General features: G+C 52.8%; 21 protein-coding genes. 6 read left to right on the top strand and 15 right to left on the bottom strand.

Annotated elements, in window-relative coordinates:
• The first annotated feature begins 3 nt into the window (after positions 1-3).
• A complete protein-coding gene (locus F0Q32_RS03280) occupies positions 4-276 on the top strand; it encodes an ogr/Delta-like zinc finger family protein (protein ID WP_149461954.1) in 273 nt (90 codons plus the stop codon).
• A gap of 322 nt (positions 277-598) precedes the next feature.
• The gene (locus F0Q32_RS03275; protein WP_149461953.1) at positions 599-2,269 is read left to right on the top strand and encodes a hypothetical protein; all 1,671 of its coding nucleotides are present in this window, start codon (positions 599-601) and stop codon (positions 2,267-2,269) included.
• Between the two features lie 621 nt (positions 2,270-2,890).
• On the opposite strand, the gene F0Q32_RS03270 is transcribed toward F0Q32_RS03275, so the two are convergent.
• From F0Q32_RS03270 to pgtC, 3 genes are read right to left on the bottom strand one after another with little or no spacing between them, the layout of a single operon-like run.
• Positions 2,891-4,138 (bottom strand): sigma-54 dependent transcriptional regulator, encoded by a 1,248-nt coding sequence (locus F0Q32_RS03270; protein WP_149461952.1) that lies wholly within the window; start codon positions 4,136-4,138, stop codon positions 2,891-2,893.
• Positions 4,128-6,137 carry a two-component system sensor histidine kinase PgtB gene (gene pgtB, locus F0Q32_RS03265; RefSeq protein ID WP_149461951.1) on the bottom strand — a complete coding sequence of 670 codons (2,010 nt, stop codon included), beginning with the start codon at positions 6,135-6,137 and terminating at the stop codon, positions 4,128-4,130. The genes F0Q32_RS03270 and pgtB overlap by 11 nt, the downstream gene beginning before the upstream one ends.
• Complete coding sequence (gene pgtC / locus F0Q32_RS03260; protein WP_188016824.1) at positions 6,134-7,345, bottom strand: phosphoglycerate transport regulator PgtC; 1,212 nt, start codon at positions 7,343-7,345, stop codon at positions 6,134-6,136. Before pgtC ends, pgtB begins: the two co-directional genes overlap by 4 nt.
• A gap of 46 nt (positions 7,346-7,391) precedes the next feature.
• Between pgtC and F0Q32_RS26725 the strand changes: the two genes are divergently transcribed.
• From F0Q32_RS26725 to F0Q32_RS03245, 4 genes are all read left to right on the top strand, one after another.
• Entirely contained in the window at positions 7,392-7,517 is a 126-nt protein-coding gene (locus F0Q32_RS26725; RefSeq protein ID WP_366938236.1) for a hypothetical protein, read from the top strand.
• A gap of 241 nt (positions 7,518-7,758) precedes the next feature.
• Positions 7,759-9,147, top strand: coding sequence for a phosphoglycerate transporter PgtP (pgtP, locus tag F0Q32_RS03255; RefSeq protein ID WP_149461950.1), 1,389 nt, complete (start codon positions 7,759-7,761; stop codon positions 9,145-9,147).
• 267 nt (positions 9,148-9,414) lie between these two features.
• Positions 9,415-11,820: a membrane-bound PQQ-dependent dehydrogenase, glucose/quinate/shikimate family gene (locus F0Q32_RS03250; protein WP_149461949.1), complete on the top strand. Its 2,406-nt coding sequence runs from the start codon at positions 9,415-9,417 to the stop codon at positions 11,818-11,820.
• 186 nt (positions 11,821-12,006) lie between these two features.
• Positions 12,007-12,435, top strand: a complete 429-nt coding sequence (locus F0Q32_RS03245) for a DoxX family protein (protein ID WP_149461948.1) — start codon at positions 12,007-12,009, stop codon at positions 12,433-12,435.
• A gap of 140 nt (positions 12,436-12,575) precedes the next feature.
• Here the strand turns inward: F0Q32_RS03245 and catA are convergent, their stop codons facing one another.
• From catA to F0Q32_RS03185, 12 genes are all read right to left on the bottom strand, one after another.
• Complete coding sequence (gene catA, locus F0Q32_RS03240; RefSeq protein ID WP_149461947.1) at positions 12,576-13,502, bottom strand: catechol 1,2-dioxygenase; 927 nt, start codon at positions 13,500-13,502, stop codon at positions 12,576-12,578.
• 3 nt (positions 13,503-13,505) lie between these two features.
• Positions 13,506-14,834, bottom strand: coding sequence for an MFS transporter (locus tag F0Q32_RS03235; RefSeq protein ID WP_149461946.1), 1,329 nt, complete (start codon positions 14,832-14,834; stop codon positions 13,506-13,508).
• Positions 14,835-14,854: 20 nt separating this feature from the next.
• Positions 14,855-15,355, bottom strand: a complete 501-nt coding sequence (locus F0Q32_RS03230; RefSeq protein ID WP_149461945.1) for a flavin reductase — start codon at positions 15,353-15,355, stop codon at positions 14,855-14,857.
• 10 nt (positions 15,356-15,365) lie between these two features.
• Positions 15,366-16,298, bottom strand: a complete 933-nt coding sequence (locus tag F0Q32_RS03225; protein WP_149461944.1) for a PDR/VanB family oxidoreductase — start codon at positions 16,296-16,298, stop codon at positions 15,366-15,368.
• 9 nt (positions 16,299-16,307) lie between these two features.
• Positions 16,308-17,048, bottom strand: a complete 741-nt coding sequence (locus F0Q32_RS03220) for an SDR family NAD(P)-dependent oxidoreductase (RefSeq protein WP_148048193.1) — start codon at positions 17,046-17,048, stop codon at positions 16,308-16,310.
• A gap of 10 nt (positions 17,049-17,058) precedes the next feature.
• Positions 17,059-17,538: an aromatic-ring-hydroxylating dioxygenase subunit beta gene (locus tag F0Q32_RS03215; RefSeq protein ID WP_000186925.1), complete on the bottom strand. Its 480-nt coding sequence runs from the start codon at positions 17,536-17,538 to the stop codon at positions 17,059-17,061.
• Entirely contained in the window at positions 17,538-18,839 is a 1,302-nt protein-coding gene (locus tag F0Q32_RS03210) for a Rieske 2Fe-2S domain-containing protein (protein ID WP_149461943.1), read from the bottom strand. The genes F0Q32_RS03215 and F0Q32_RS03210 overlap by 1 nt, the downstream gene beginning before the upstream one ends.
• Positions 18,840-18,850: 11 nt before the next feature.
• Positions 18,851-19,363: a nuclear transport factor 2 family protein gene (locus F0Q32_RS03205; protein ID WP_001088016.1), complete on the bottom strand. Its 513-nt coding sequence runs from the start codon at positions 19,361-19,363 to the stop codon at positions 18,851-18,853.
• A gap of 10 nt (positions 19,364-19,373) precedes the next feature.
• Positions 19,374-19,724: a hypothetical protein gene (locus F0Q32_RS03200; protein WP_000081594.1), complete on the bottom strand. Its 351-nt coding sequence runs from the start codon at positions 19,722-19,724 to the stop codon at positions 19,374-19,376.
• A gap of 20 nt (positions 19,725-19,744) precedes the next feature.
• Entirely contained in the window at positions 19,745-20,872 is a 1,128-nt protein-coding gene (locus tag F0Q32_RS03195; RefSeq protein ID WP_149461942.1) for an acyl-CoA dehydrogenase family protein, read from the bottom strand.
• A 104-nt stretch (positions 20,873-20,976) separates the two neighbouring features.
• Positions 20,977-22,098, bottom strand: a complete 1,122-nt coding sequence (locus F0Q32_RS03190; RefSeq protein ID WP_149461941.1) for an amidase — start codon at positions 22,096-22,098, stop codon at positions 20,977-20,979.
• A gap of 332 nt (positions 22,099-22,430) precedes the next feature.
• Positions 22,431-22,904, bottom strand: coding sequence for a MarR family winged helix-turn-helix transcriptional regulator (locus tag F0Q32_RS03185; RefSeq protein WP_149461940.1), 474 nt, complete (start codon positions 22,902-22,904; stop codon positions 22,431-22,433).
• Positions 22,905-23,144: the final 240 nt, after the last annotated feature.

The following is a 23,144-nucleotide window of genomic DNA, read 5'->3' as shown; positions in this document are numbered from 1 at the left end:
TTAATGGCACTTAAATGTCCTGAATGCGGTACGACGGCACACGCCAGAACCTCCACATATGAAGCACCATCGGTTAAACGCTCATGGTACCAGTGCCAGAACCTGGAATGTTCCTGCACATTTACCGCACTGGAAAGTGTGGATACGATAATTATGAAGCCCCGGCGCAATGAAAATGTACCAGTCGAACCGGAGCAACCTGAAAAGCAGCAGAAAACGCTCAATCGCTATGGCTCCGCGTCAAAGCTGTCAGGCCGTCAGCAAATCCCGGTCTGATTAGCAAAAACGCCCACGTAATCCCGGTCCAGTACCGGGATTTTTTACGCCTTTTCCCTGGCTGGCCTGAGAGCGCATGAGTGCATGTCTATGGCGCATGAAAACGCATGAGTCTTATGCACCATTTTTGATGCGAAAGCCCTTGAGTGGTGGCTTCTGAGACGATTTACGGGGTGCATGAAAACCAGCCTGCTAAGCGAAGCGGGCAGGCGGGCGGGGCTGTGCGCAAAGCAGGGTAAAGTATTGGGTTTTATCATGGAGTGGGCGACAGTATTAGTTCATACTGTGAGTTCAGATTAATTCAAATTTCAGAAGGCTGTTTATGGACAATGGTTTCGATGAGGATTATATCTCAAGTCTGACAGATCGAGTTTTCTTAATAAAAAGTCAACTTGAGGCAGGAAAACTAAAAATAGCAGACCATCTGTTCGATGGGTTTAAAGAAAGCTTTAACAAAATCAGATTGAGACCGGATGGTAAAGTTGATCCTGCCACTGTTGATGGCCGCATTAGAGCGATGGGAGCAGCTGTCAATCATTTTTTTGAACGTGACGAAATTAAAAAAAAATTCAACATCATTGATTTTCAAGAAACCTACTTCCGGATTTTATTTGGTAATTTCCATCAATTTTATACTGATTTAATAAAACATAATGTAGAACCTTACCAAGTAGCAAGAGTTATTTCTAAGGATAAAAATTTTGTTGAACACTTGGATCAAATATTTCCGGACTTGATGTCTCACATTAAAGAGTTCTGGGATGCAGCATATGAGATTGGTGAAATTCACCTACAAGATGGTGACCAATTAAAAGCAAATTTCGCGGGAGACCTTTTCCCTTCATACAAAGAAAATGCTGTATCCAGCACAGGTTTGTACATTGACACCATGATATTACCGTGCCCCATTTTAAGGGTAGGTAGGCTACATGGAGTTACCAATAAAGAACATTTTTGCTTTTTATTATTAAAACACGTTTTAACATGCATGACATACCGAGATTTAGCCCTTGAAGACATTCAGCCCGCCATAGTATTAGTGCTTCCAGATAAACGTGACTTCAGCAGTGATGGTAAGGAATATCTACATGAGCGCTCCACACCATTCATTATTTCTCATGCCCAATATTTATATGACAGAAAATTTGAGAGCATAGATAATTTATATGAGTTTAGTAAATCACTTACAGATATTGATAAGGTTTTTAAGGAACTTAAAAGACCAGACCGTTTAATCTTTGATATAGATTGGGGAGTAGGTGGACGAGCACAGTTAGAACGACACTTGGCAGACCCTGAGCGTTTAAAATCACCAGTTCTCGAAGGTTGTCCAGGAATGGAGGTAATGTTCACTTGTACTGGCCGCATGCCCCAGGCTCTTGCAGCAAGGTTGAATGCCCAAGAGTTCCAAAGCACTCCTTATATCAATGCTGAAACATCATGGCTTTACTATACATGGTTAATGGAATACGAGTCTCTTGATTTTAAAGTTGATAATGATTCATTAAAAGAGTTTCATATGGTCAATGCGTTGTCTAAGGGAATGCAAGGTGGATTCTCCTGGTTAGGAGATATCACTTTAAGTAACATTGTGAAAATTAGGCGTAATGGATTAATGCCAGAAGTTAGAGATATCTTATCAAGTGGCATTTCAGAAGTAATTAACTCATCACCTAATGATTATAACGCCTCATCACAGAAGGTAATCGATAATGTTGACAGAGCATTTATACAACATCAACGATTCATTGAGAAAATAAAAAAAGAAAAATTAAGAATATTGGGAATGGAGGTAGCCCCATTTATAGTCAACGGTGCTTTTGGCATTGCTTCAGCATTAATCAACAAGCCAGAACTGGCTGTAGCCAGTGTAGCACTAGGGAATCTAGGCTTGCCAACACTCAAAGACATAAAAACTAGTTTTAAAAATAGGAAAGTAAAATTAGAAAACTACAAACGAACTGCCACAGGCTTAATGTTTAGTAAAAAATAAATTACGGGCCTTTATGTTAGGCCCTTTAAATCAATCTAATGTATACGTTAAAAATTTAATAACATCTTCATCCAGCCAATTATTCAATTCCTAGCACGCTTTTCCAGAGGGGGTTGCTCATTACCCCCCCAATAAGAGTGTCAAATTCGGTACAACAAACAGCCTTATGTTTAGGAATACGTCTTGTCACAGAAGGGGATGGTATACACGGTTAAACCCGGTTATAGCGCTTGATGGTGAGTGATTTAAAGCCATTCTGGTATACATAAAGTGAAAAAAATACTTTAGAGTGTATCCCCCTGACTTCCATAGCTGGCGCTGGTTTGCAAGCAGCATTGTATAATACGTGGGGTGTGATAACTTTCTGCGCATTTTTCATGCCTTATAGCAGTTTTGCTAGTCCCCTACCCCGTCGCTTTTTCAATCATCTATTCATTATTGAAACTGACGGACTAGGCCGATCTCTATGGCCTTAATGAGACGTTTTTATCGCTTAATGGTATCGATGATGGTATCGAAAAATAACAAGTTAAAATAACCATTAAAAAACAAAAGAATAAACAGCCTTTCGATTCCTGCAGGGGACACCATGTATCCCAACCTGCCATCGTTTTTGTTCCGCTACATCTTGTAATGCTCTTTACTCAGGCCATGCTTTTTCATCCGTAGATACAGCTTTTTACGCGGGATTTGTAAATACTCCGCGACCTCATTAATTCTTCCCTGATGAATATTTAATGCCTCGGTAATGATCTGCCGTTCAATTTCGTCGATGCGCCGATCCAGCGGCGTCGGTTCGCTGACGTGCATATGAGGATTAGCTACTTCCGCCAGCGGTAAAACGCCAACCGCAAATAATTCGGCAGCATTTGCCAGCTCACGGATATTACTGGACCACCCTCTGCGCAGCATTCTTTTCAAAACCTCTGCCCCGACATCAGGAACGGGATGATTAAGACGCTGGCAGGCCTTGTTTAAATAATAATGAAATAGAGGCTCAATATCGTCCAGGCGCTGTGATAAGGGCTGACAGAAAATCTGCGTCATGGCAAAGCAGTAATAAAGCTCAGCAACGATATTATTGGCAGCAGCTAACTCAACAAGGGAAGAATGGCTGATGCCAATCAAACGGAACGGGCGTGGTTCCAGGCTTTGAAGCTGTGCCAGTTGATATTGTTGCTCACGGCTTAAATTTTCAGGACGGTTCAAAACCAGCGTGCCACCCTGCGCCTGTGCAATTATTTCCTGAAATAGCGCCGGATTTTCAGTGATCACTTCATGATAAATAAACGGCCCGTTGACGTTGCGCCCCAGTTGATGAAGATATCGCGCACCGGTCATGCGTCCGGTTCCCGCTTCCCCGTGAAACCACACAGCAATGTCCGTTTCACTGAGTTGCTCCAGACGCTGTCGATAGCGTTGCATCCACTCGCTGCGCCCCACCAGCTCAACCTGTAATCTTTGCTGATGGCGTAAACGGCGGGCAATAACTGACTTCCGATGGCGTAACGCAGCATCAACCAGGGCCAGCAATTTACCCGGGTCTACCGGTTTTTGCAGAAAATCCCAGGCGCCCTTTTTCACCGCGTCCACCGCCATAGGGACATCGCCATGACCGGTAATCAATAGAACAGGCAACTGTTTGTCATCGCGATGCAATATGGTCATTAAATCTATGCCGGAACACCCCGGCATACAGACATCGCTCAGAACAATTCCCGGCCAGTCTTTCTGAATCCATTGCTGTGCATCCAGCGGATTATTACACACAAAAATGCGATACCCGGCCTGTTCAAGCAGAAGGGTATACGCATCTAACACATCGGCATCATCATCGATCAACAGAATGGAAAAATCGTTACTCGACATCGTTTACTTCCATTAATTTGAATTGCAGCACTACGCAGGCATTTTGGGTTAAGGTGGATGCCAGACGCAGCTCTCCTCCCATTTGTGTCATGAGCGAGACACAAATCGATAAGCCAATTCCCAGGCCAATATCTTTACTGGTCGTGAAAGGTTTCAATAGCATGGGCAGTAAAGACTCAGGCCATCCAGGGCCATTATCGGCAATCAACACGCTCAGCGAATTCCCCTCTGTTTGCCAGCTTACGGTAATTTCCGCGCCCCCCGGGCACGCATCCAGCGCATTTGCCAGTATGTTCACCAGGACTTGTTGCAGGCGAACGTCTTCCCCGGAAATCCATACGTTGTTCTCAGGCAGATGCATTACGGCTTGCTGCGGTGTATGGCGCATAGCAAGTAATTCCCAGGCTGCATTAAAGGTCTGCGTTAAGTCGACGGGTTTTAGCGCAATATGTTGATCCGCACGCCGCGTGAACTGTCGCAATGACCGTATAATGGCGCCAATCCGGCTGACCAGCCCCTCTCCTTTAAGCAAGGTTGTTTTGGCCTGATCCGTTTGCCCCATATCGATAGCGCGGCCCGCAGTATACAAATACATCGATAACGCATTCAGCGGCTGATTAATTTCATGAGCAAGTGTCGTCATCGTTTGCCCGACCATGGCAAGTTTTGCCGTCTGAATCAGTTCATCCTGCGTGGAGCGTAAATCTTCTTCGATAGCTTTACGCTCGGTAATTTCCTGCTCCAGCTGCCGTTTTTGTGAATGTAACAGGCCAAGCGTATGACGCAGTAAACCGGCAATTCGCCCGAGTTCATCCCGACCATACACAGGGATATCTGTGGTCGTAGTACCTAATCCAATCTGTACAACCGCCTGATTCAGCGCGGTAAACCGCTTAACCAGTCGCGACCGAATAAAATAGTGGTTTAGCGCCCATGCCAGCAACAGCGCGAGAAATGTCGCCACCAGAATTAATCCGCCGCTCACACGAACGATTTGTTCCATTCGCTGATTAAAACGTTGCATTTGCTGATGGCTATTACCGAGTTGTGTCTCAAGCAATATCCGAAATCGCCCAAGCGTTGCTTCACGGGTATGGCTGACATCGATAAGCGCTTTTTGCGCGGCCACATAGTCACGCATGGTGTTGGGCATATTATTCTTCACCATGCCGATTTCCAGCAGCTCATCGATAGTTTGTCGCAGCGTAATGGTGCTGGGCCAGTCATCCAGCGCGCGGATATTTTCATCTGCCGTTTTCTTCAGGTTTTCAAGATAACGAATATGCGTCTCGACCAACATTCCGTCGTCATTCCCGGATTTCAGTTCGTTTAAGCGGTCACGCAGATCGTCAACAATCTGATTTTCAATTCGCGAAAGCGTATAGACCTGCTGCTGCTCATTCTGCACTTCCCGAGAACGCTTCAGGTATTGTGTGGTATCGCCCTGGCGTGTTTCTATTTGGTCGAGCAATGTTCCCTGCTGCCAGGTAAAATCATGCACCAGCGAATTAAGTTCGGTCGTAAAATCATCATGCAGCCAATCAATTCTGGCGGAGAGCTCACTCACTTTTTCACGCACAAGGAACATGTTATAGAGCGCCCTGTCCAGTTCGGATAACAATTTCCGGCTATCCTGCAAAATCATCGCTAGCTGCTGATGCTCCTCGGGCGTCAGGCCCTGGCTGAGCCGCTCAATTTTGTCTAATTGCTGAATAATCTGTTTTCGCAGTTGTAAACGTACCGTGGTATTGGGTGCCAGTAAAAACTCATTTAACTGATCGACGGCCAGATTTAAGCTGCCTTCAATCTGAAAAGCAGAATGAATACGCGGAAAATACTCATCAAGCGAATAGCGAATCTGCGAACTTTGTTCATACCAGGAGTAAAGGCTAACGCTGCTGACAATCAGGGTCAGAAGCGCCCCCATTAAAAAAGCGCCGCGCAGGCTATTACTGATGCTCATTTGCCGCAAACGTTGCAGAAGCGACCTACCCTTCATTTCAGCTCTTCCAGTTTATTGATTGCCTGGCGTTGGTTATTCAGAAACCAAAGCTGCCATTCCATCATTTGTTGCTCTGCAAAACTTTTATTATCGAACTGCGCCAGCCAGGCTTCATTTTCACTGCTCGCAGAATCAACCGGCACACGGGTAAGCAGCGAACGAATTTCAGGTAAGGGACGCTGAAGTCGTGCTTCAGCACTATGAAGCGCCCGCCAGGCGTCTTTCAACTGCGCCAGACGAAAGCTAATCGCCGTATCAAACATACGCTGCACCAACTGCTGACGTTTCAGTATCAGGCGATAGTTCAACGGCGGCTGATTCATCAACACGGCCTGCTGCGCGGCTCTTGGATTATCAGAGTCTATCGGCGTGACCGGGTACTTGCCGGTATTGGCATCCGCGAGGATGCGCTGTCCTTCAGCGCTAAGAAGATAACGGATAAAGCGCCTGGCTTCCCCTGCATGCTGGCTTTTATTGAGCACCGCGACATAAGTCGGTGAAACCGCCGATTGAGGGAAATAGCTAAACATCAGATGCGGATCGTTTAACAGTAAATTGGCATAGTTATCAATTACCGGCCCGGCGACGCCCAGCCCACTTTTAATTTTATCGGCGACGCCAAAACTTCTCGATGAAATCGTCACTAAATTACCGGCGCTCGCCAGTAGTGTTTCCCATCCTTGCACCCACCCCTTCTGCTGAAGAAGTGCTTCAATCATCAAATGGTTGGTATCAGACCTGGATGGGCTGCTCATCAGCAAAGCCCCCTGATATCGCGGCTGCATCAAATCGTCCCAATCTGCGGGCGCGGGAAGATGACGCGCAGCCAGTGCCGAACGGTTAATCAACAGGCCAAACCCCGAAATCGCAACGGCAACGGAGGTGGAACGAATCGATTCTGGTACCAGGCGCTGACTGTTCTGTGGAATCTCTTCCAACGGTGCAAGCTTTTGGTGTTCCTGAAGATGCTGTAACAGCATAGGAGAGGAGGTCAGAATAAGGTCGACATTCTCAGTGCCAGACGTATCCAGTAACTGCTCCAGAGAAGCGCTGGTACGGTTGAGTGTGCGAATGGTCACGGCGTTGGGCTGTATTTGCCAGCGCTGAATAATCCACGCGGTAGCGCCGGGGGAAAAGGTTGTCGCCATCACCAGTTCGCCATGTTGTGCCAGCACCGGCCTGGAAAGCAGTACCAGCGATAACAAAACACCGATTTTGCAGAGTGTTTTGACCCGGTGACAAAACACGATTGTGATCCCTCTCATAAATCTCAACTTCCCGCGAAATAAAAATTGTGGCAAAACTTACCCGTTTTCAATTATCCGAAACGACTGCGATGAACACGGAGATATCTTCGCAAGCATTGATGAACCTTAATAAGGATACCAGATGATAGTTGCGGAATATGTTAATAACCGCACAAGACAAAGATAAATCTGATATCAAAAAGAACAGAACATCATTCACCGATTAATAATTGAGTCAAAAACATCCAGCCAGGCTGTTAATTTGAGTCACTTTTGACACATTTCATGAAGTTGAAGGCTCACGATAATTACCGCACTCTTTATGTCGATTACTCCTGCTGTCTATATCAATTAAAAGTACAGGTGACGACATGTTATCAATATTTAAAACAGGACAATCCGCAGACAAAGTTCCTGCGGAGAAAGTTCAGGCAACCTATAATCGATACCGGATGCAAGCGTTGCTTAGCGTATTTTTAGGGTATCTGGCATATTATATTGTACGTAATAACTTCACACTCTCGACGCCCTATTTAAAAGAGCAATTAGATCTCAGCGCGACACAGATAGGTTTACTCAGCAGCTGTATGCTTATTGCCTACGGCATCAGCAAGGGTGTGATGAGCAGCCTGGCGGATAAAGCCAGCCCCAAAGTCTTTATGGCTGCGGGGTTGGTGCTGTGCGCCATCGTCAACGTGGGCCTGGGTTTCAGTACCGCTTTCTGGATTTTCGCCGCGTTAGTTATTCTTAATGGTCTGTTTCAGGGGATGGGCGTTGGCCCCTCGTTCATTACCATTGCAAACTGGTTCCCTCGCCGGGAGCGTGGGCGCGTAGGGGCTTTCTGGAATATTTCCCATAACGTGGGCGGTGGTATTGTTGCGCCGATCGTTGGGGCCGGATTTGCTATTCTGGGCAGCGAGCACTGGCAAAGCGCCAGCTATATTGTTCCAGCCTGCGTGGCCGTTATTTTTGCATTAGTGGTACTGGCGCTGGGCAAAGGTTCTCCGCGTAAGGAAGGACTGCCCGCACTGGAAGAGATGATGCCGGAAGAAAAAGTGGTACTCAAAACCAATCATACGGCAAAAGCCCCTGAAAATATGACGGCGTTCCAGATATTTTGTACCTACGTACTGCGTAATAAGAATGCCTGGTACGTCTCTCTGGTCGATGTCTTCGTCTACATGGTGCGTTTTGGGATGATCAGTTGGCTGCCCATTTACCTGCTCACGGTTAAACACTTTTCCAAAGAACAGATGAGCGTGGCATTCCTGTTTTTTGAATGGGCCGCGATCCCCTCGACGATACTGGCGGGATGGTTATCCGATAAGCTCTTCAAAGGGCGTCGTATGCCGCTGGCGATGATCTGCATGGCGCTGATTTTCGTTTGCCTGATCGGTTACTGGAAAAGTGAATCTCTGCTGATGGTGACTGTTTTTGCCGCCATCGTGGGCTGTCTGATTTATGTCCCGCAATTTCTTGCTTCGGTACAAACAATGGAAATCGTGCCCAGCTTTGCCGTAGGTTCTGCTGTCGGATTGCGCGGTTTTATGAGCTACATTTTTGGTGCTTCACTGGGTACCAGTCTGTTTGGCGTGATGGTCGATAAAATGGGCTGGCACGGTGGCTTTTATCTGCTGATGGGTGGGATTATCTGCTGTATTTTGTTCTGCTATCTGTCACATCGCGGCGCGCTGGAACTTGAACAACAGCGTAAAAAAGATGCCGAGGAAGCTTCATCACTTCAACTCGCTGACGCCTGATTTTAGTCCCTCGCAGGGAGGCTTCTCTACACCTCCCTGCATTTGCCTTTCTGCACCCCATTTCGATTTGTTATACATTTAATGCTCATAAGTTTTACATTTATCTTACAAATAAATAAACTTCCTTACGTTGTAGGCGCAGGCACTTCCCCTTCGGATTACCCACCATAACAACAGGATCTCAGGCGGCTAACGTCCTTAGTAGGATGATGCGCCAGCCCACTGAGCAAAAATGCTTTAAACGACTGACTTTGTATGGGATGCACAATGGACGAACATAAAAGCAGAGGTGGAGGCGTGTTCTTTACGCTCTACCGCTTATTCTTCGTATTGCTCAGTGTTGGCACTGGGCTTTTTTTAACCATCTGGGGCGGTAAGCTCCTGTCGCTGGGCGGCAGCGCCTGGTATCTGGTCGCTGGTCTGGCTTATCTGGTTATCGCGGTCGGTTATCTGCTGCGCCGTAAGTTTGCCCTCCCCCTTTCTATTATTACCTTTGTCCTTACCCTTATCTGGGCGCTCTATGAAGTGCAGTTCAGTTACTGGGGTCTGATTCCACGCCTGGTGGTTCCCGCACTCTTATTAATGCTCGCCCTGTGGCTCACCACCACATTGCCCGTTCAGCGCACATCGGTGCGTGCGGCCAACCGCAGCGCCACGGTGATTTTTGTCGCGTTACTGGCGACACTGGTCTCGGCATTTTTCCCACACGGTGGCATTCATAATGGTGTTGTCGATACCCACGCAGGCAAAGAGCCCACACTGGCATCAAAAAGTGATAACTGGGAATTCTTTGGCCGCGATGCCTCAGGTACCCGTTATGCGCCTTACACGGATATCACCCCGGAGAACGTAAAAGATCTGAAAGTGGCGTGGACGTATCACACCGGCCGCCGCTTAACCGGGCCGGGTATCGGTGTTGACGAAAACACGCCGCTGCAAATTGGCGACACACTCTACTCCTGTACCCCGCTAAACGTGGTAACGGCTATTGATGCCGATACCGGTAAAGCCCGCTGGCGTTTTGATCCGCACGCGCAGACTGCTGAACACGTGACCTGTCGCGGCGTGGGTTATTACGATGCGCAGAACGATGATTCGCTGAGCGCAGAAGAGAAAACCAGCCCGGCGCTTGAGCAGTGTCCGCAGCGTATTATCATCTCGACCGTCGATGCCCGTCTGATTGCCCTGAATGCCAAAACCGGCGAGCTGTGCGACAGCTTTGGCAACAAAGGCAGCGTCGTTCTGAAACAGGGTATGGGCGATACGGAAAACAGTAAGCGCTATCACCCGACATCCATTCCGATGATCATGGGGCACATTGCGGTGATTGGCGGCTGGGTGCGCGATATCGTGCATGGTGAGCCCTCCGGCGTCGTGCGTGCGTATGATGTGCGCACGGGCGATGTGGTCTGGGCCTGGGATGTCGGTCAACCGGAAAACATTACCGACCCGGAAAAAGCGCGCGCGTACACGCTTGAAACGCCGAACGTCTGGACGGTCCCCGGCTTTGATAAAGAACTGAATCTGGTTTATCTGCCAACCGGTAACGGCCCGCCGGATTACTGGGGCGGCGACCGTAACGAAGCTAAAGAGAAATACGGCTCGTCTGTGGTGGCTGTCGATGCCAGCACCGGTGAAACCAAATGGGTCTTCCAGACCGTTCACCATGATATCTGGGACTACGATTTACCGTCTCAGCCCGTTCTGTTCCACATGAAGAACGAGCAAGGCGAAGAAATTCCGGTATTGATTCAAACCACCAAAACCGGGCAGATCTACGTTCTCGACCGTCGTACCGGGAAACCGGTCACCAAAGTGGAAGAGATTCCGGTGCCGCATCAGGGCGCGGAAGGCGAACGTCTTTCCACCACTCAGCCGTTCTCTACGGGCATGCCGCAGTTAGGCGTTGATCCGCTGACCGAGAAATCGATGTGGGGCGTCACGCCGTTCGATCAGCTGATTTGTCGTATCGACTTTAAAGAATCGACCTATCTCGGCATGTTCACCCCGCCGTCTGAAAAACCGTATATTGAATGGCCAAGCCTGCTGGGCGGCATGAACTGGGGCGGCATCACCATTGATGAACGTACCGGCACGCTGTTCGTTAACGATATGCGAATGCCGCTGCGGATGTCGCTGGTGCGTCAGAAAGATATGGCGAAATACCACGTCTCAACCGATGAAGTCCCGGGCTTTATGGGCACCGTGCGTCCGCAGGTCGCTGGCCCTTACGGCGGTGTGCGTATCGATATTCTGCAATCTGCGCTGGGCGTGCCGTGTAATACTCCGCCGTTTGGCACCATGAGCGCGATTGACCTGAATACGCGCCAACTGGTGTGGCAGGTTCCGATGGGTTCGGTGGAAGATACCGGCCCGCTGGGGATGAAAACCGGCATGCACATTCCGCTGGGAATGCCAACGCTCGGTGGCCCAACCTCCACCGCTTCGGGTCTGGTCTTCTTTGCCGGTACTCAGGATAACTACCTGCGCGCACTCGACTCCTCAACCGGGAAAGAGCTGTGGCGTGCCCGTCTGCCGGTTGGCGCTGTTGCCGCGCCGCTGATTTATAAATCACCGAAAACCGGTAAAGAGTATGTCGTGATTTCCGCCGGTGGCGCCAGCCACTCGCCGGATGTGGGCGATGACATTATCGCTTACGCACTGGAAGATTAAGTTCTGATAGCAAAAGGCCGAAGAGTTTATTCCCTCTTCGGCCTTTTTGTTTGCCTAAATATTTCTAACGACTTCGTTAATTTTTCTGCCTTTAATCGGCAACAATAGTTTGCCACTATGCTATCCGGGTTCGTTTGCCCAAATTTCTGTTTTATTCTTCTGGGTTCACTTAATAAGGACTGTTCTATGCTCAACGCGTTAACACAACGGTTCGATCATCCGGATGGCGCTAAGCTCTTACTACGCCTGACGTTCAGTGGTTTACTGCTGTTTCATGGCATTCATAAAGCCTTACCGGGCGGCGATTTGGGGTTTATTGAGGACCTGTTGATGAAAGCCGGGTTACCGGGTTTTATGGCCTGGGGCGTTTTTATTGGTGAAATTCTTTGCCCGATTCTGATTATTCTCGGCATCTTCACCCGCTGGGCGGCAATTATTGTTTCGTTCACCATGTTAACCGCAGTGGCGCTGGCAAACGGTACGCAAATATTCGCGCTAGCGCCGACGGGCGCGTGGATTATTGAAAGCGCTGCGTTCTATTTCCTGCTGGGTATTGTGATATTTTTACTCGGCGGCGGGCGTTACAGCGTGATGTCGAATCCTGATTATCGTTAAGCCGTAAATTGCCTGATGCGCTGCACTTGTCAGGCCAATATATTGAATTTGCACGACGTTGTAGGCCGGATAAGGCGTTTACGCCGCATCCGGCAAGAACAAAGCGCACGTTGTCAGCAATTTGCGCCGACTGCGTTAATTTACTCCTTCACGCGTAACCGCTTCCCACGTTCCTCTTCACTGTTCTGCGTCGCTGCCACCAGCGTAAAATCAAAGTTCACTTCCGTATGCGGCTGGTGAATGCCACGCTCATAAGCCACCGCTTCGTTGTCCACTTTGACCGGGTCGGCAATCAGCCCATCGCGTGTGGCGAAAGCAAAATCATCCCACAGGTACGCATCGCCATTGAGGTTAATTTGCGTAGTCAGGTGTTTATAACCCGGCGCGGATACAAAGAAGTGGATATGCGCCGGGCGGTTGCCGTGACGGCCTAAACCGTTGAGCAATTTCTGCGTCGGGCCATCCGGCGGGCAGCCGTAACCGCACGGCACAATGCTGCGTACCGCATAGTGACCGTTGGCGTCGGTCAGCACGCGGCGGCGCAGGTTGTATTCGCTCTGAGATTGATCAAAGAACGAGTAACCACCCAACGTGTTGGCGTGCCAGATATCCACAACGGCATCCGCCACCGGACGCCCCTGCTTATCTTTCACCACGCCCTGTAACCACATGATTTCACCCTGCTCTTTGCCATCATCCATGCGGGCAAAACCTTCACTCAGCGGCGCGTTCGCCACGTACAACGGCCCTTCGATGGTGCGCGGGGTGCCTGTTTCATTACCTGCCGCCGCCTCTTTTTCATCGGCGCGAATGTCGAGGTAGTGCTCCAGCCCCAGCCCCGCCGCCAGCAGCGCCGCTTCTTTGCGTTCGCCCAGCTCGTTGAGATAGTTCACCGCCAGCCAGAACTCTTCGTCGCTGATATCAAATTTTTTAATGGTCTGACAGATATCGCCCAGCAGGTGATGCATGATCTCCTTAAAACGCTCGTTTCCCTGTTGTGAGAGAAAACCGCTGCTGACGGCGAGTAATTTTTCCACTTCTGATGTGTTCACAGGATTCACTGACATTGCTTATACCTCATTGTAGGGTAAGGTTTTTGTAGGTTGACTCAGGACAGGTGTCTCCTGCGCAGGCAGGCTCCACAACGCAATCCACGCCAGTAGCGCATAGACAATCAACAACAGCGATACCGGCCAGGCGGCGTCAAACTCGATAAACAGCGCGACGGCGAGCATCGGCCCCAGCCCGCCGGAGAAGATAGAACCCACTTCATGCCCCAGCGCCAGGCCGGAGTAGCGCACGCGCACCGGGAACAGGTCGCTCATGATGCACGGCTGCGTGCCGATCATCGCCCCGTGACACACCGGCAGACCGAGGAACATCGCCAGCATAATCCAGCTATATTCGCCGGTCGAAACCAGCCAGAAGAACGGGAAAGCCATCACCAGCAGGCCAATCACGCCGATGTAATAGACGCGTTTCAGGCCGATGCGATCGGAGAGCGCGCCCCAGAACAGAATCGAGAAAAACTCAATCAGCATCGCCAGCGTCACCGCGCTGATAATAATGCTCGTTGATATACCAATATGTTTGGCGTACACCACCGAGAAGGTGAAGAAAATATAGGATGCGCCGTTCTCCGGCAGACGCAGGGCAATCGCCTGCATCAGCGCTTTCGGATGTTCGCGCAGTAGCACCAGCAACGGTATTTTTTCATGTTTGTCTTCCGGCTTCGCCTGCTGGAAAGCCTCGCTTTCGCGGATGTTTTTGCGAATATACACACCAACCAGGAAGATCAGCAGGCTCAGCAGGAACGGCACGCGCCAGCCCCAGGTCATAAAGTCAGATTCCGGCAGCTTCTGCACCAGGTAAAAAGCAAATGCCGAGAGCACAAAGCCACCGGAAACCCCCATCTGGCTCCAGGCGGTAAAGAAGCCGCGCCTTGAAGCCGGGGCATTTTCACTCAGCATCAACACGCCGCCGCCCCACTCGCCGCCCGAGGCCACGCCCTGCAAAAAGCGCAGCGTGATCAGACAAATCGGCGCCCAGATGCCAATCTGGCTATAAATCGGCAGCAGGCCGATGACGAAGGTTGTCGCGCCCATCAGCGTTAACGTCATGATTAACGTCATCTTACGGCTGTAGCGATCGCCTAAGTGACCAAAGACAATGCCGCCCAGCGGGCGCGCCAGAAAACCGACCGCAAAGCCGGAAAACGCCAGTAATGTGCCCTGTAGCGGGTCGCCGCCGACCGGGAAGAAGAGCGGGCCGAAGACTAACGCCGCCGCCGTGCCATAGAGAAAGAAGTCATACCATTCCAGCGCATTGCCCAGAACGGAGGCGATCACCAGTTTACGCATTTGCTTTGGGTCGTGCGGTGCTGCTGCGGTATTGCTCATAAGCCAGGCTCCTCAATGGGTTAGGCTTTCACCTCAATATCGCCGCCTACCGTATGGTAACGACGGTTAAAATAGACCAGCCCGCGCGGCTGCTCGCTGATGCGAATCGCCTGCACCTGGCAATAAAATACCGTGTGGCTGCCCACTTCATGGCAGTCGTCAATCACGCAGTCGAAGCTGGCGACGGCGGAACTAAGTACCGGCGCGCCGCTCGCCATCACCTGCCAGCGGTCGTAAGCGAAACGCTCTTCGGAACGCAGGGTCGCATTGGCGAAAATGCCCGATAACTCCTGATGCGTGCCGGAAAGCACGTTCACGCACAGCGCGCCGTTTTGCTTGAAGTGCGCGTTGGCAAAAGAGTTGCGGTTCATACACACCAACAGGGTCGGCGGTTGATCCGTGACGCTGCACACGGCAGAGGCGGTAAAGCCAAATTTCCCCGCCGGGCCATCGGTAGTGATCACCGACACCGCGCTGCCCAGTTGCGCCATCGCATTACGAAACTCGGTCTGCAAATTCATGCTGAAATCCTCAGAGATCGATAATCAGACGGGCGCTTTTCGCCCGGGAACAACAGAGCAGGATCTGGTCGCCATCGGCTTTCTCCTCGTCTGTCAGATAGCTGTCGCGGTGATCCGGCTCGCCCTCAATCACATCCGTCAGGCAACTGCCGCAAATCCCCTGCTTACAGGAGACGCACACCTTCAACCCGGCCAGTGCCAGCGCCTCGACGATGGTCTGGTTTTCCAGCACCCGCACGGTAATCCCGCTGGTGGCGGCGACCACGTCGAAAGCCTTACCGCTAACTTCAACGTCCGCGCTAAAGCACTCCTGATGAACGTTTTCAGCCGCATAACCGGCGGCGTTTGCCTGCTCGCTCACCGCCTCCATCAGCCGCGTGGGGCCGCAAACATAGACATGCGTGTTAGCCGGTACATCACTTAATACCGCGGGCAAATCAATGCGTTGTTCATCACTGAAATGCAGCCATACGCGATCCGCCCACGGCGCTTTTTCCAGTTCGGCAACAAACGCCGCCTGCGGGCGCGAATGGGCGCAGTAATGCAGCGAAAACGCGCGCCCGGCGGCGTGCAGCTCCGCCGCCATCGCCAGCATCGGCGTGATACCAATCCCGCCGCCAATCAGCAGGCTGTGCGCCGCGCGCGCATCAAGGGCAAACAGATTGCGCGGCAGGCTCACCGTTATCGATTCGCCCTCCTGAAGCGCGTGTGCCGCCAGCGATCCGCCTTTCGACTGGCTATCTTTGAGGATGCCCAGTTGATAGCAGTGGCGATCTGCCGGATCGCCGCAGAGCGAATACGGGCGCACCAGATCGTCAGTCAGATGCAGGTCGACGTGCGCCCCGGCGGTGAACGCAGGCAGTTCAGCGCCGGTTGCGTCGGCAAGCGTCAGCAGGACGACCTCCCCCTGAAGCTCGCGCTTAATAATATGCAGTGTCAGCATGGCGACTCCTTAACGCATGAACAGACCGCCGTTGATGTCCCAGGTCGCCCCGGTGACAAACGCCGCCTGCGGTGAAGCCAGCAGTGCCACGGCCTGAGCGACAAATTCGGCATCGCCCAACTTACCCACCGGGATCATCTGTAACAACCCGGCCATTTTCTCTTCCGGCACCAGCGCGTGAACGGACGGGAGATCCATCGGCCCCGGCGCGATGGCATTCACCGTTACGCCGGATTTCCCCAGCTCGCGGGCGAAGATTTTGGTCAGCGTCAGGATGCCGCCTTTCGATGCCGCGTAATGCGCCCCGGAGGCCGTGCCACCGTTCTGTCCGGCCAGCGACGCCAGATTGATAATTCGCCCGTAGCCTTTTTTGGCGAAATAGCGCCCAATCGTCTGGCAGCCAACGAACGTGCCGCGTAGATTGGTGGAGATCACCCGGTCAAACTCTTCAACGTCAATCTCCATCACCGGTGTCGCCAGGGTCAGAGCGGCATTGTTCACCAGCACCTCCAGGCTGCCGAAGCGGGTTTCAATCGCCTTTAGCGCCTGCGCAAACGCCTGCGGCTGGCGGATATCCAGTTCCAGCGCCAGCACGTGACCTGCGCCGTTATCGAGTTTGTCCGCCGCCTGTTGCGCGCGCGCAAGGCTCACGTCCGAGAGCACCACCTGATACCCCTGCGACAACAGATGCGTGGCGATGACGTTGCCCAGCCCGGCGGCCGCGCCGGTGACTAATACGGTTTGCGTCATAACGCGCTCCTTACAGGATGTAGCCGATGCTGTGCAGCACATCGTCGCTGTTGATAAGACGAATTACCTTTTGCTTAATCAGCAACTTGTCGCCCTGCGGTTGCAGGTGCCAGGTGATATCCGCCGCGTAGTGACGGCTGTAGCCTTTGCGGTGTTCCCACAGCGACTGCGCGCCGCGCACCACGATGTCCTCACCCTCGCTATCCAGCAAACGGAAGCGCGAGAGCGTGCGCAGCGTGCGGGCACGCGGCGTGGTGGAAATTGACTCACCGCTGTAAAGACGCTTCACCCGACGCTCGCGCATTTCGTGATCGTCGCAGGCGTAGTTGAGGGTATTTTTGAAATCCGTCTCCTGTGGGTCGATCGGCACGATGTACAGGCCATCGCGCTGCCACAGCTCCAGCCAGGCATTGAACTCGCCCTGATCGAGCAAGTCGCCTTCGAGATTGATAATTTCCATCGCGGAAATCAGAACCGTATCTGGCGTCATTATTCCGCCTCCGTCATCAGTTTTTTCCACTGTTGATACGCCGCGCGCATCCCGGTTTCGGCGCTCACGTCGCTGCGCAGGCCGTCGTCGCTGCGGTATTCCCCCGTCAGCCCGCGGTTGAGCATGATCCACAGGTCGTTGCCCGCCGTTGCCCCGCGCTGCACGCGCTCCCACGCTTCGGAGTCATCCGGCGTGCCAAAGCCCATCGGCCCCTGGAAATGCTCGTGCAGACGCAGCCGCGCCTGGTTGGCAATTTCCGGGCCGCCGTCCATGGTGATCACCGCATGGTGAATTTCGGTTTCGTTCACCGAGACGGGTTGCAGCACGCGGAAGAAGGCCATTGAACAGGCAATATTCGGGAAAATGTTGAGGTTAAAGCCGGAACCGCCGACGGCACGCACAATGCGACGTACCTGATCTTCATCGTGGTCTTTACGCAATTCGTCGGCCAACGCAACAAATCGCTCCGGGATTGGCGCATCAAGATTAGCTTCCAGATCCACCAGTTCCGGGATCATTACCATCACGCTGTGACCGTTGCCGAGATCTTCCACATAGCCGCTGCCGTCAACGAAGTTGAGCATCTCTTCGGTCTGCTTATCGACCGAACTTAAAAACGAGCGGTGAACAACCGGGAAGTGATAGCCGTCGGTGGTATTTTCCAGTTGGATCTTCCAGTTGCCGGGGAAGCGGAAACGGTGCGCCGGGCCGGTTTTAATGGGATAACCCGCACCCTGCTTCATAAACAGATCCATCCACTTTTTCGCCGCACCGAGGAAATCTTCCAGCGGTTCGATGTGCTCATTAAAGGTGGCGAAGATCATGCCGGCGTATTGTTCGGTGCGCAGCGACACCAGCCCCAGTTCGCCTTTTTCCAGTTGATCGGCATAGCTTTCCGGGTGCGGAACCCCGCGCAGGCTGCCGTCCAGAGCATAGCCCCAGCCATGATACGGACAGACAAAACTGTTGGTTTTGCCGGTGCGGTGTTCGCACACGGTGGCGGCGCGGTGACGGCAACGGTTGAGCAGCGTATGCACGTTGCCTTTGCGGTCGCGCACGACAATAACCGGCTGCGTGCCGATCTCGGTGGTTTTGAAACTGCCGGTATCCGGGATTTCGCTGGTATGCGCCACCCATACCCAGGTTTTGCTGAAGATCCTATTCAGCTCAAGGTTGAACAGGGTCTCGGAATTATAAAGTGAGGTATGCACCCGGTCAGACTGCACCAGCGCGGCGATTTCCGCGCAGTCGGGAACATTCGCTTCGATATTTTTTACGGGGATCTGGTTATCACACTGCATCGCTCGACTCTCTATTTATTGTCAGGTACAGGCAGCACATCTGCGGCGTGCCAGTGGTCAACTGGCCTGCTGAACAGATTGCGCGTCGTGAAATGGTGCATTCGCATCACACCGGCTTCGCGGCGAAACTCCACGTTCAGTTCCGCCGCATTGAGATGCGATCCTCCGGCGGTAAAACTGGAGGTTTGCAGCATCAGCCAGCGCCCGAAAAGCAGGCCATCCGGCTGCTGGATAAGGGCTTCCGAGCACAAAAAATGGGCGTTCATCGCAAAATGCGCGGGCGTTTTGACGTATCCGGCCATCATGCTTTCAATGGCGTTGCGTCCGACATGCCTGCCAAGGCGTGTGGCATACGGTTCGCCCACGCCTTCCCAGCAGGCATTGGTGGTAAACAGCGCGCCAATCGCCCGCACGGTCGCCGGAGTTTCAAGCTGGTCGCACAGGCGCATATAGTTGCTGATGCATACCCGCGCATCCTGCTGGTCTTCAAGCTGTTGCAGACGCTGCGCATCCTGTGAGTTCATCGCCCTCTCCTTAACCCTGAATAATCAGTTCGCGACCCACGCGCGCTTCAATCTTGCAGTACTTCCACAGCTTGCTTTCACCGACCGGCGTGGTGCGGAACAGGTTGCAGACCGCCGCCACGCTTTCCAGGGTGTCGGCATCCGCCAGCACGTAGGTGGTCCACGGGGCGGTGGTCGACGGGCCGACCATCAACTGGTCATCATCCATGTTGCCGATGACGCGGATGCCCGGCGTCTCTTCCATCCCTTTCATCATCACGCCGAACGCGCCCCACACCTGTTTGGCTTCCGCCGGCGTGGCATCGAAAAAGTTCTGGTTCACACCGATACAAAACAGCACGCGTAATGTGTTCTGGCTCATTTGTTGCTCCTTTCAGAAATTCAGAGATAACCCGGCAGCGGTTTGCCGCCGAAAAAGACCGTACCGGCGTTCAGGTACGAGAGGTCGCCCATAAAGGCATGTTGGGTAATCACCATCGTGTCGCGCACATAACGCTGGAGCGGGCTGGTCATGGTGACGCCGCCCATCCCGTTGAGCGCCAGCGCCTGACGGGCAACGTCTGCCGCCACGCGGGTGACGTGTGTAGAAGAAAGCCGCAGGGCGTTGACCTGCTGCTGGCTCGGCTCATTCCCGACCAGCAGACGCTGCCAGACGTCATCAATGGCCTCGTAAAACCAGGCGCGCGCCGAGCGCAGTTCTGCTTCACAACGGGCGATTTGCATCTGCGCCTGCGGTCGGTCGGCCAGGCGCGGCGCGCCGGTAACTGACTGCTGACGATGGGCAATCTGATAGATTTCATTCAGTGCCGCGCGGGCCGCGCCCAGCGCCACAACGGACAGCACCTGCGTGGCGAGCGACAGCACCGGATAGCGATACAGCGCGCCTTCCAGATTCAGCGCACCGCCGCGAATAAAGGTCCACTCCTGCGGCACATACGCGTCATCCACCAGCAAATCATGGCTACCGGTTCCCGCCAGCCCGACCGTATCCCACACCGGGTCGATATGAATACTTTCGCGCGGCAGCACCGCCATGCGCGGTAGCGTGTTCTCCCCTTCCGGCTGAATGCCGACGCCAAACACCGATGCGCCCATACTGCCGCTGGCAAAGCACCAGCGTCCGCTTACGCGATAGCCGCCATCGGCCAGTTGCGCTTTGTGCGTCGGGTAGATGCCCCCCGCAAACACCACATCGGGGCCATTGCGATAGAGTTCTTTCAGGGTATCCGGCGGCAGCGCGCCGAGATAAAACGGGCTCATACCAAAACTGGCGACCCAGCCTGCCGAGCCATCTGCGGTGGCGATTTGCTCAATCAGTTCGCAAAACTGCGCCGGAGAACACTCGTCGCCGCCGTAGATTTTCGGCACCAGCGCACGGTAGACGCCTACCTGTTTAAAGCGGCTGATGATGTCGTCTGAAACATGGCGCTGGCGCTCGAAATCGGCGCTGCGCGCGGTCACTTCGGTCAATAACGGAACAAGCTCTTCACGGACATGTACGACGGACATAGCTGACTCCCGATTAACGTGGGCGGGCGGCAAAAAGGTGCACGATGCCGCAACGCCGAAAGGCATTGAGTGGTCGGTTCGACGGTTTTATGGCGCAGTGAGCGTCAGAGGCGGCGGTGCATCAGCCATTCGGCGGCCTGGACGAGAAGCCCCTCTTCGCCAAAGCCCGCCACCAGTTGCAACGCGACGGGTCGGCCCTGAAGTTCGCCCATCGGCAGCGATAGCGCCGGATGACCGCTCAGGTTGAAGGGGCGCACCAGCCGCGTCAGATTCACCACGCTAAGCGGATCTTCCGCCTCTTCCAGCGTCGGCGGCAGTTCCGGCAGCGTCGCCAGCGCCAGCAGCGGTGTGCCTTCCAGCAGGGCATTCACCTGAGCGGTGAACTGCGCGCGCACGTTTTCCGCGCTGGCGAGCTGGTCGCTGGTGATGGATTCTCCGGCCTGAATACGGCTGGCAACGTCCGGGGAGACCGCGCCGCTCGCCAGCAGCGCGTTAAACGCCAGCCAGTTTTCGCGGTTGATGATGGTCAGCCCGGCACGATGCGCTTCGCCTAACAGCGGAAGCGTCACGCTGTTTGCGGCAATGCCCAACGCTTCCAGCGCATCCACCAGCAGCGCGTCAATGTCCGGCTGCGCGGCAAAGATAAAACCGATTGAGGGCAGAGATGCCAGCGGCGCATCAACCGGTAACGCCACGCGCGCCAGCACGTCGCGCAGAATACGCGGCTCGCGGGCAAAAATCCCAACGCAGTCCAGTGAGCTGTAGGCAGGTAATACGCCCTGTCGGCTGAGCACGCCATAGCCCGGTTTCAGCCCCAGCACGCCGCAGCACGCGGCAGGCATTCGGACGGAACCTCCGGTGTCAGTACCGAGGGCGAAATCGGCATCGCCCCTGGCGACGACGGTTGCGGAGCCGCTCGACGAACCGCCGGGGATAAGCGTAGGGTATTGAGGGTTAACGGGCGTGCCGCTCCAGGGGTTGATCCCGGTGACGCCAAACGCCAGTTCGTGCAGGGTAGTTTTGCCCGTCAGTTGGCAGCCGCTATTGAGCAGCACCTTGACGATACGAGCATGCTGCTTCGCTTTCGGCGCATCGGCCAACGCCGGGCATCCGGCGCGAGTCGGGTGACCGGCGATATCCAGCGTATCTTTGACGGCGAACCGCAGTTCGCCCGCGCCGAGCGTGAACTGCTCGACGTAACCATTGCTCTCAAAAACTGGCTTCATGATTGACACCTTGACCATAAAAAGTGAATCACATTCAGGCGAACAGTCATCGCTGTTTTTTTACCCTGAATGGCGATAAATCAATCATGAGAGATTTACGTGAATATTCAAGTAATATTTCACGTTATTTTCACAATTCGATAACGCAAATATAACCATTTATTCATTATGGCTATTGTGTTATGTCGATGAATTTCCGCAGAAAAAGAAGGGAAAGGCGTTGAAGTCGCCGTGAAAACTCAGGGCGACAGATAAGAATTAACGATAGTAATTACAGGGAGTTATAAGAAAAGTTTAGCGCGATCACAAATCTTAACGATCGCTCTATGAAGCTACAGTTCGTTGAGGTTACCCAGCACTTTCGACAGCGACAGGTTCATTTTTTCAACCTGCGCAGGCGTCATTCCCTTGAACCCTTTTTCGAAGACTTTCTGCGCCAGGCGGTGCGCTTCTTCAATTTTCGCCTTTCCGGCAGGCGTGAGCATGACCTCCGTCACCCTGGCATCCTGTTCGCTGCTGGCGGTGGTTACCATTCCATCGTCACGCAGGCGGCCGACAATTTTGGTGACGGTCGGCATTTTTGCCATCGCATATTCAGAAATTTGCGAGATGCTGGCCTTGCCGTACTGATGGGTAATCATCATCACCCGAAAGCGAGAAACGTCGAGCTGCACCTTTTTCAACGTCACTTCCATTACCTGGGTGTAGCGCGCATAGACGTTAACAATCCAGTAGAACGGGAACTCTTCACGATGAAAAGCCGCATCCGCGCTCTTCACATCCGCTGTTTTTTTGATTGAACTCATGAGCTTCCTTAGTCAAAAGACGTCGATACGCTGAGTATACCGGGTTATAAGTTCACGCTATAGCATCATCACGCATTCGCTCTGTCATGAATGTTCTAAAACCCACCTTATGATTCACAAAACGCCACACAGATAACAATTCCGTCTCATTTTTTACGGATTCCATTGACACCTTATCACGCTGTTACCTATACGTTAGCGCACGTGTTCGGATGGCCTCTGTCAATAAAACATTCTGAG

It is taken from the genome of Pseudocitrobacter sp. 73 (assembly GCF_008369545.1).
GTDB classification, from domain to species: Bacteria; Pseudomonadota; Gammaproteobacteria; order Enterobacterales; family Enterobacteriaceae; genus Pseudocitrobacter; species Pseudocitrobacter vendiensis.
This window is presented reverse-complemented; position numbering and strand designations above follow the sequence as displayed.

Excerpts from the sequence above, each read along its gene's own strand:
- F0Q32_RS03195 (WP_149461942.1), bottom strand. The coding sequence starts at position 20,872 with ATGTCCGTCGTACATGTCCGTGAAGAGCTTGTTCCGTTATTGACCGAA.
- F0Q32_RS03215 (WP_000186925.1), bottom strand. The coding sequence starts at position 17,538 with ATGACGCCAGATACGGTTCTGATTTCCGCGATGGAAATTATCAATCTC.
- F0Q32_RS03190 (WP_149461941.1), bottom strand. The coding sequence starts at position 22,098 with ATGAAGCCAGTTTTTGAGAGCAATGGTTACGTCGAGCAGTTCACGCTC.
- F0Q32_RS03230 (WP_149461945.1), bottom strand. The coding sequence starts at position 15,355 with ATGAATTTGCAGACCGAGTTTCGTAATGCGATGGCGCAACTGGGCAGC.
- F0Q32_RS03200 (WP_000081594.1), bottom strand. The coding sequence starts at position 19,724 with ATGAGCCAGAACACATTACGCGTGCTGTTTTGTATCGGTGTGAACCAG.
- F0Q32_RS03185 (WP_149461940.1), bottom strand. The coding sequence starts at position 22,904 with ATGAGTTCAATCAAAAAAACAGCGGATGTGAAGAGCGCGGATGCGGCT.
- F0Q32_RS03275 (WP_149461953.1), top strand. The coding sequence starts at position 599 with ATGGACAATGGTTTCGATGAGGATTATATCTCAAGTCTGACAGATCGA.
- F0Q32_RS03235 (WP_149461946.1), bottom strand. The coding sequence starts at position 14,834 with ATGAGCAATACCGCAGCAGCACCGCACGACCCAAAGCAAATGCGTAAA.
- F0Q32_RS03280 (WP_149461954.1), top strand. The coding sequence starts at position 4 with ATGGCACTTAAATGTCCTGAATGCGGTACGACGGCACACGCCAGAACC.
- F0Q32_RS03250 (WP_149461949.1), top strand. The coding sequence starts at position 9,415 with ATGGACGAACATAAAAGCAGAGGTGGAGGCGTGTTCTTTACGCTCTAC.
- F0Q32_RS03245 (WP_149461948.1), top strand. The coding sequence starts at position 12,007 with ATGCTCAACGCGTTAACACAACGGTTCGATCATCCGGATGGCGCTAAG.
- F0Q32_RS03210 (WP_149461943.1), bottom strand. The coding sequence starts at position 18,839 with ATGCAGTGTGATAACCAGATCCCCGTAAAAAATATCGAAGCGAATGTT.
- catA (WP_149461947.1), bottom strand. The coding sequence starts at position 13,502 with ATGTCAGTGAATCCTGTGAACACATCAGAAGTGGAAAAATTACTCGCC.
- F0Q32_RS03225 (WP_149461944.1), bottom strand. The coding sequence starts at position 16,298 with ATGCTGACACTGCATATTATTAAGCGCGAGCTTCAGGGGGAGGTCGTC.
- F0Q32_RS03270 (WP_149461952.1), bottom strand. The coding sequence starts at position 4,138 with ATGTCGAGTAACGATTTTTCCATTCTGTTGATCGATGATGATGCCGAT.
- pgtP (WP_149461950.1), top strand. The coding sequence starts at position 7,759 with ATGTTATCAATATTTAAAACAGGACAATCCGCAGACAAAGTTCCTGCG.
- pgtB (WP_149461951.1), bottom strand. The coding sequence starts at position 6,137 with ATGAAGGGTAGGTCGCTTCTGCAACGTTTGCGGCAAATGAGCATCAGT.
- F0Q32_RS03205 (WP_001088016.1), bottom strand. The coding sequence starts at position 19,363 with ATGAACTCACAGGATGCGCAGCGTCTGCAACAGCTTGAAGACCAGCAG.
- F0Q32_RS03220 (WP_148048193.1), bottom strand. The coding sequence starts at position 17,048 with ATGACGCAAACCGTATTAGTCACCGGCGCGGCCGCCGGGCTGGGCAAC.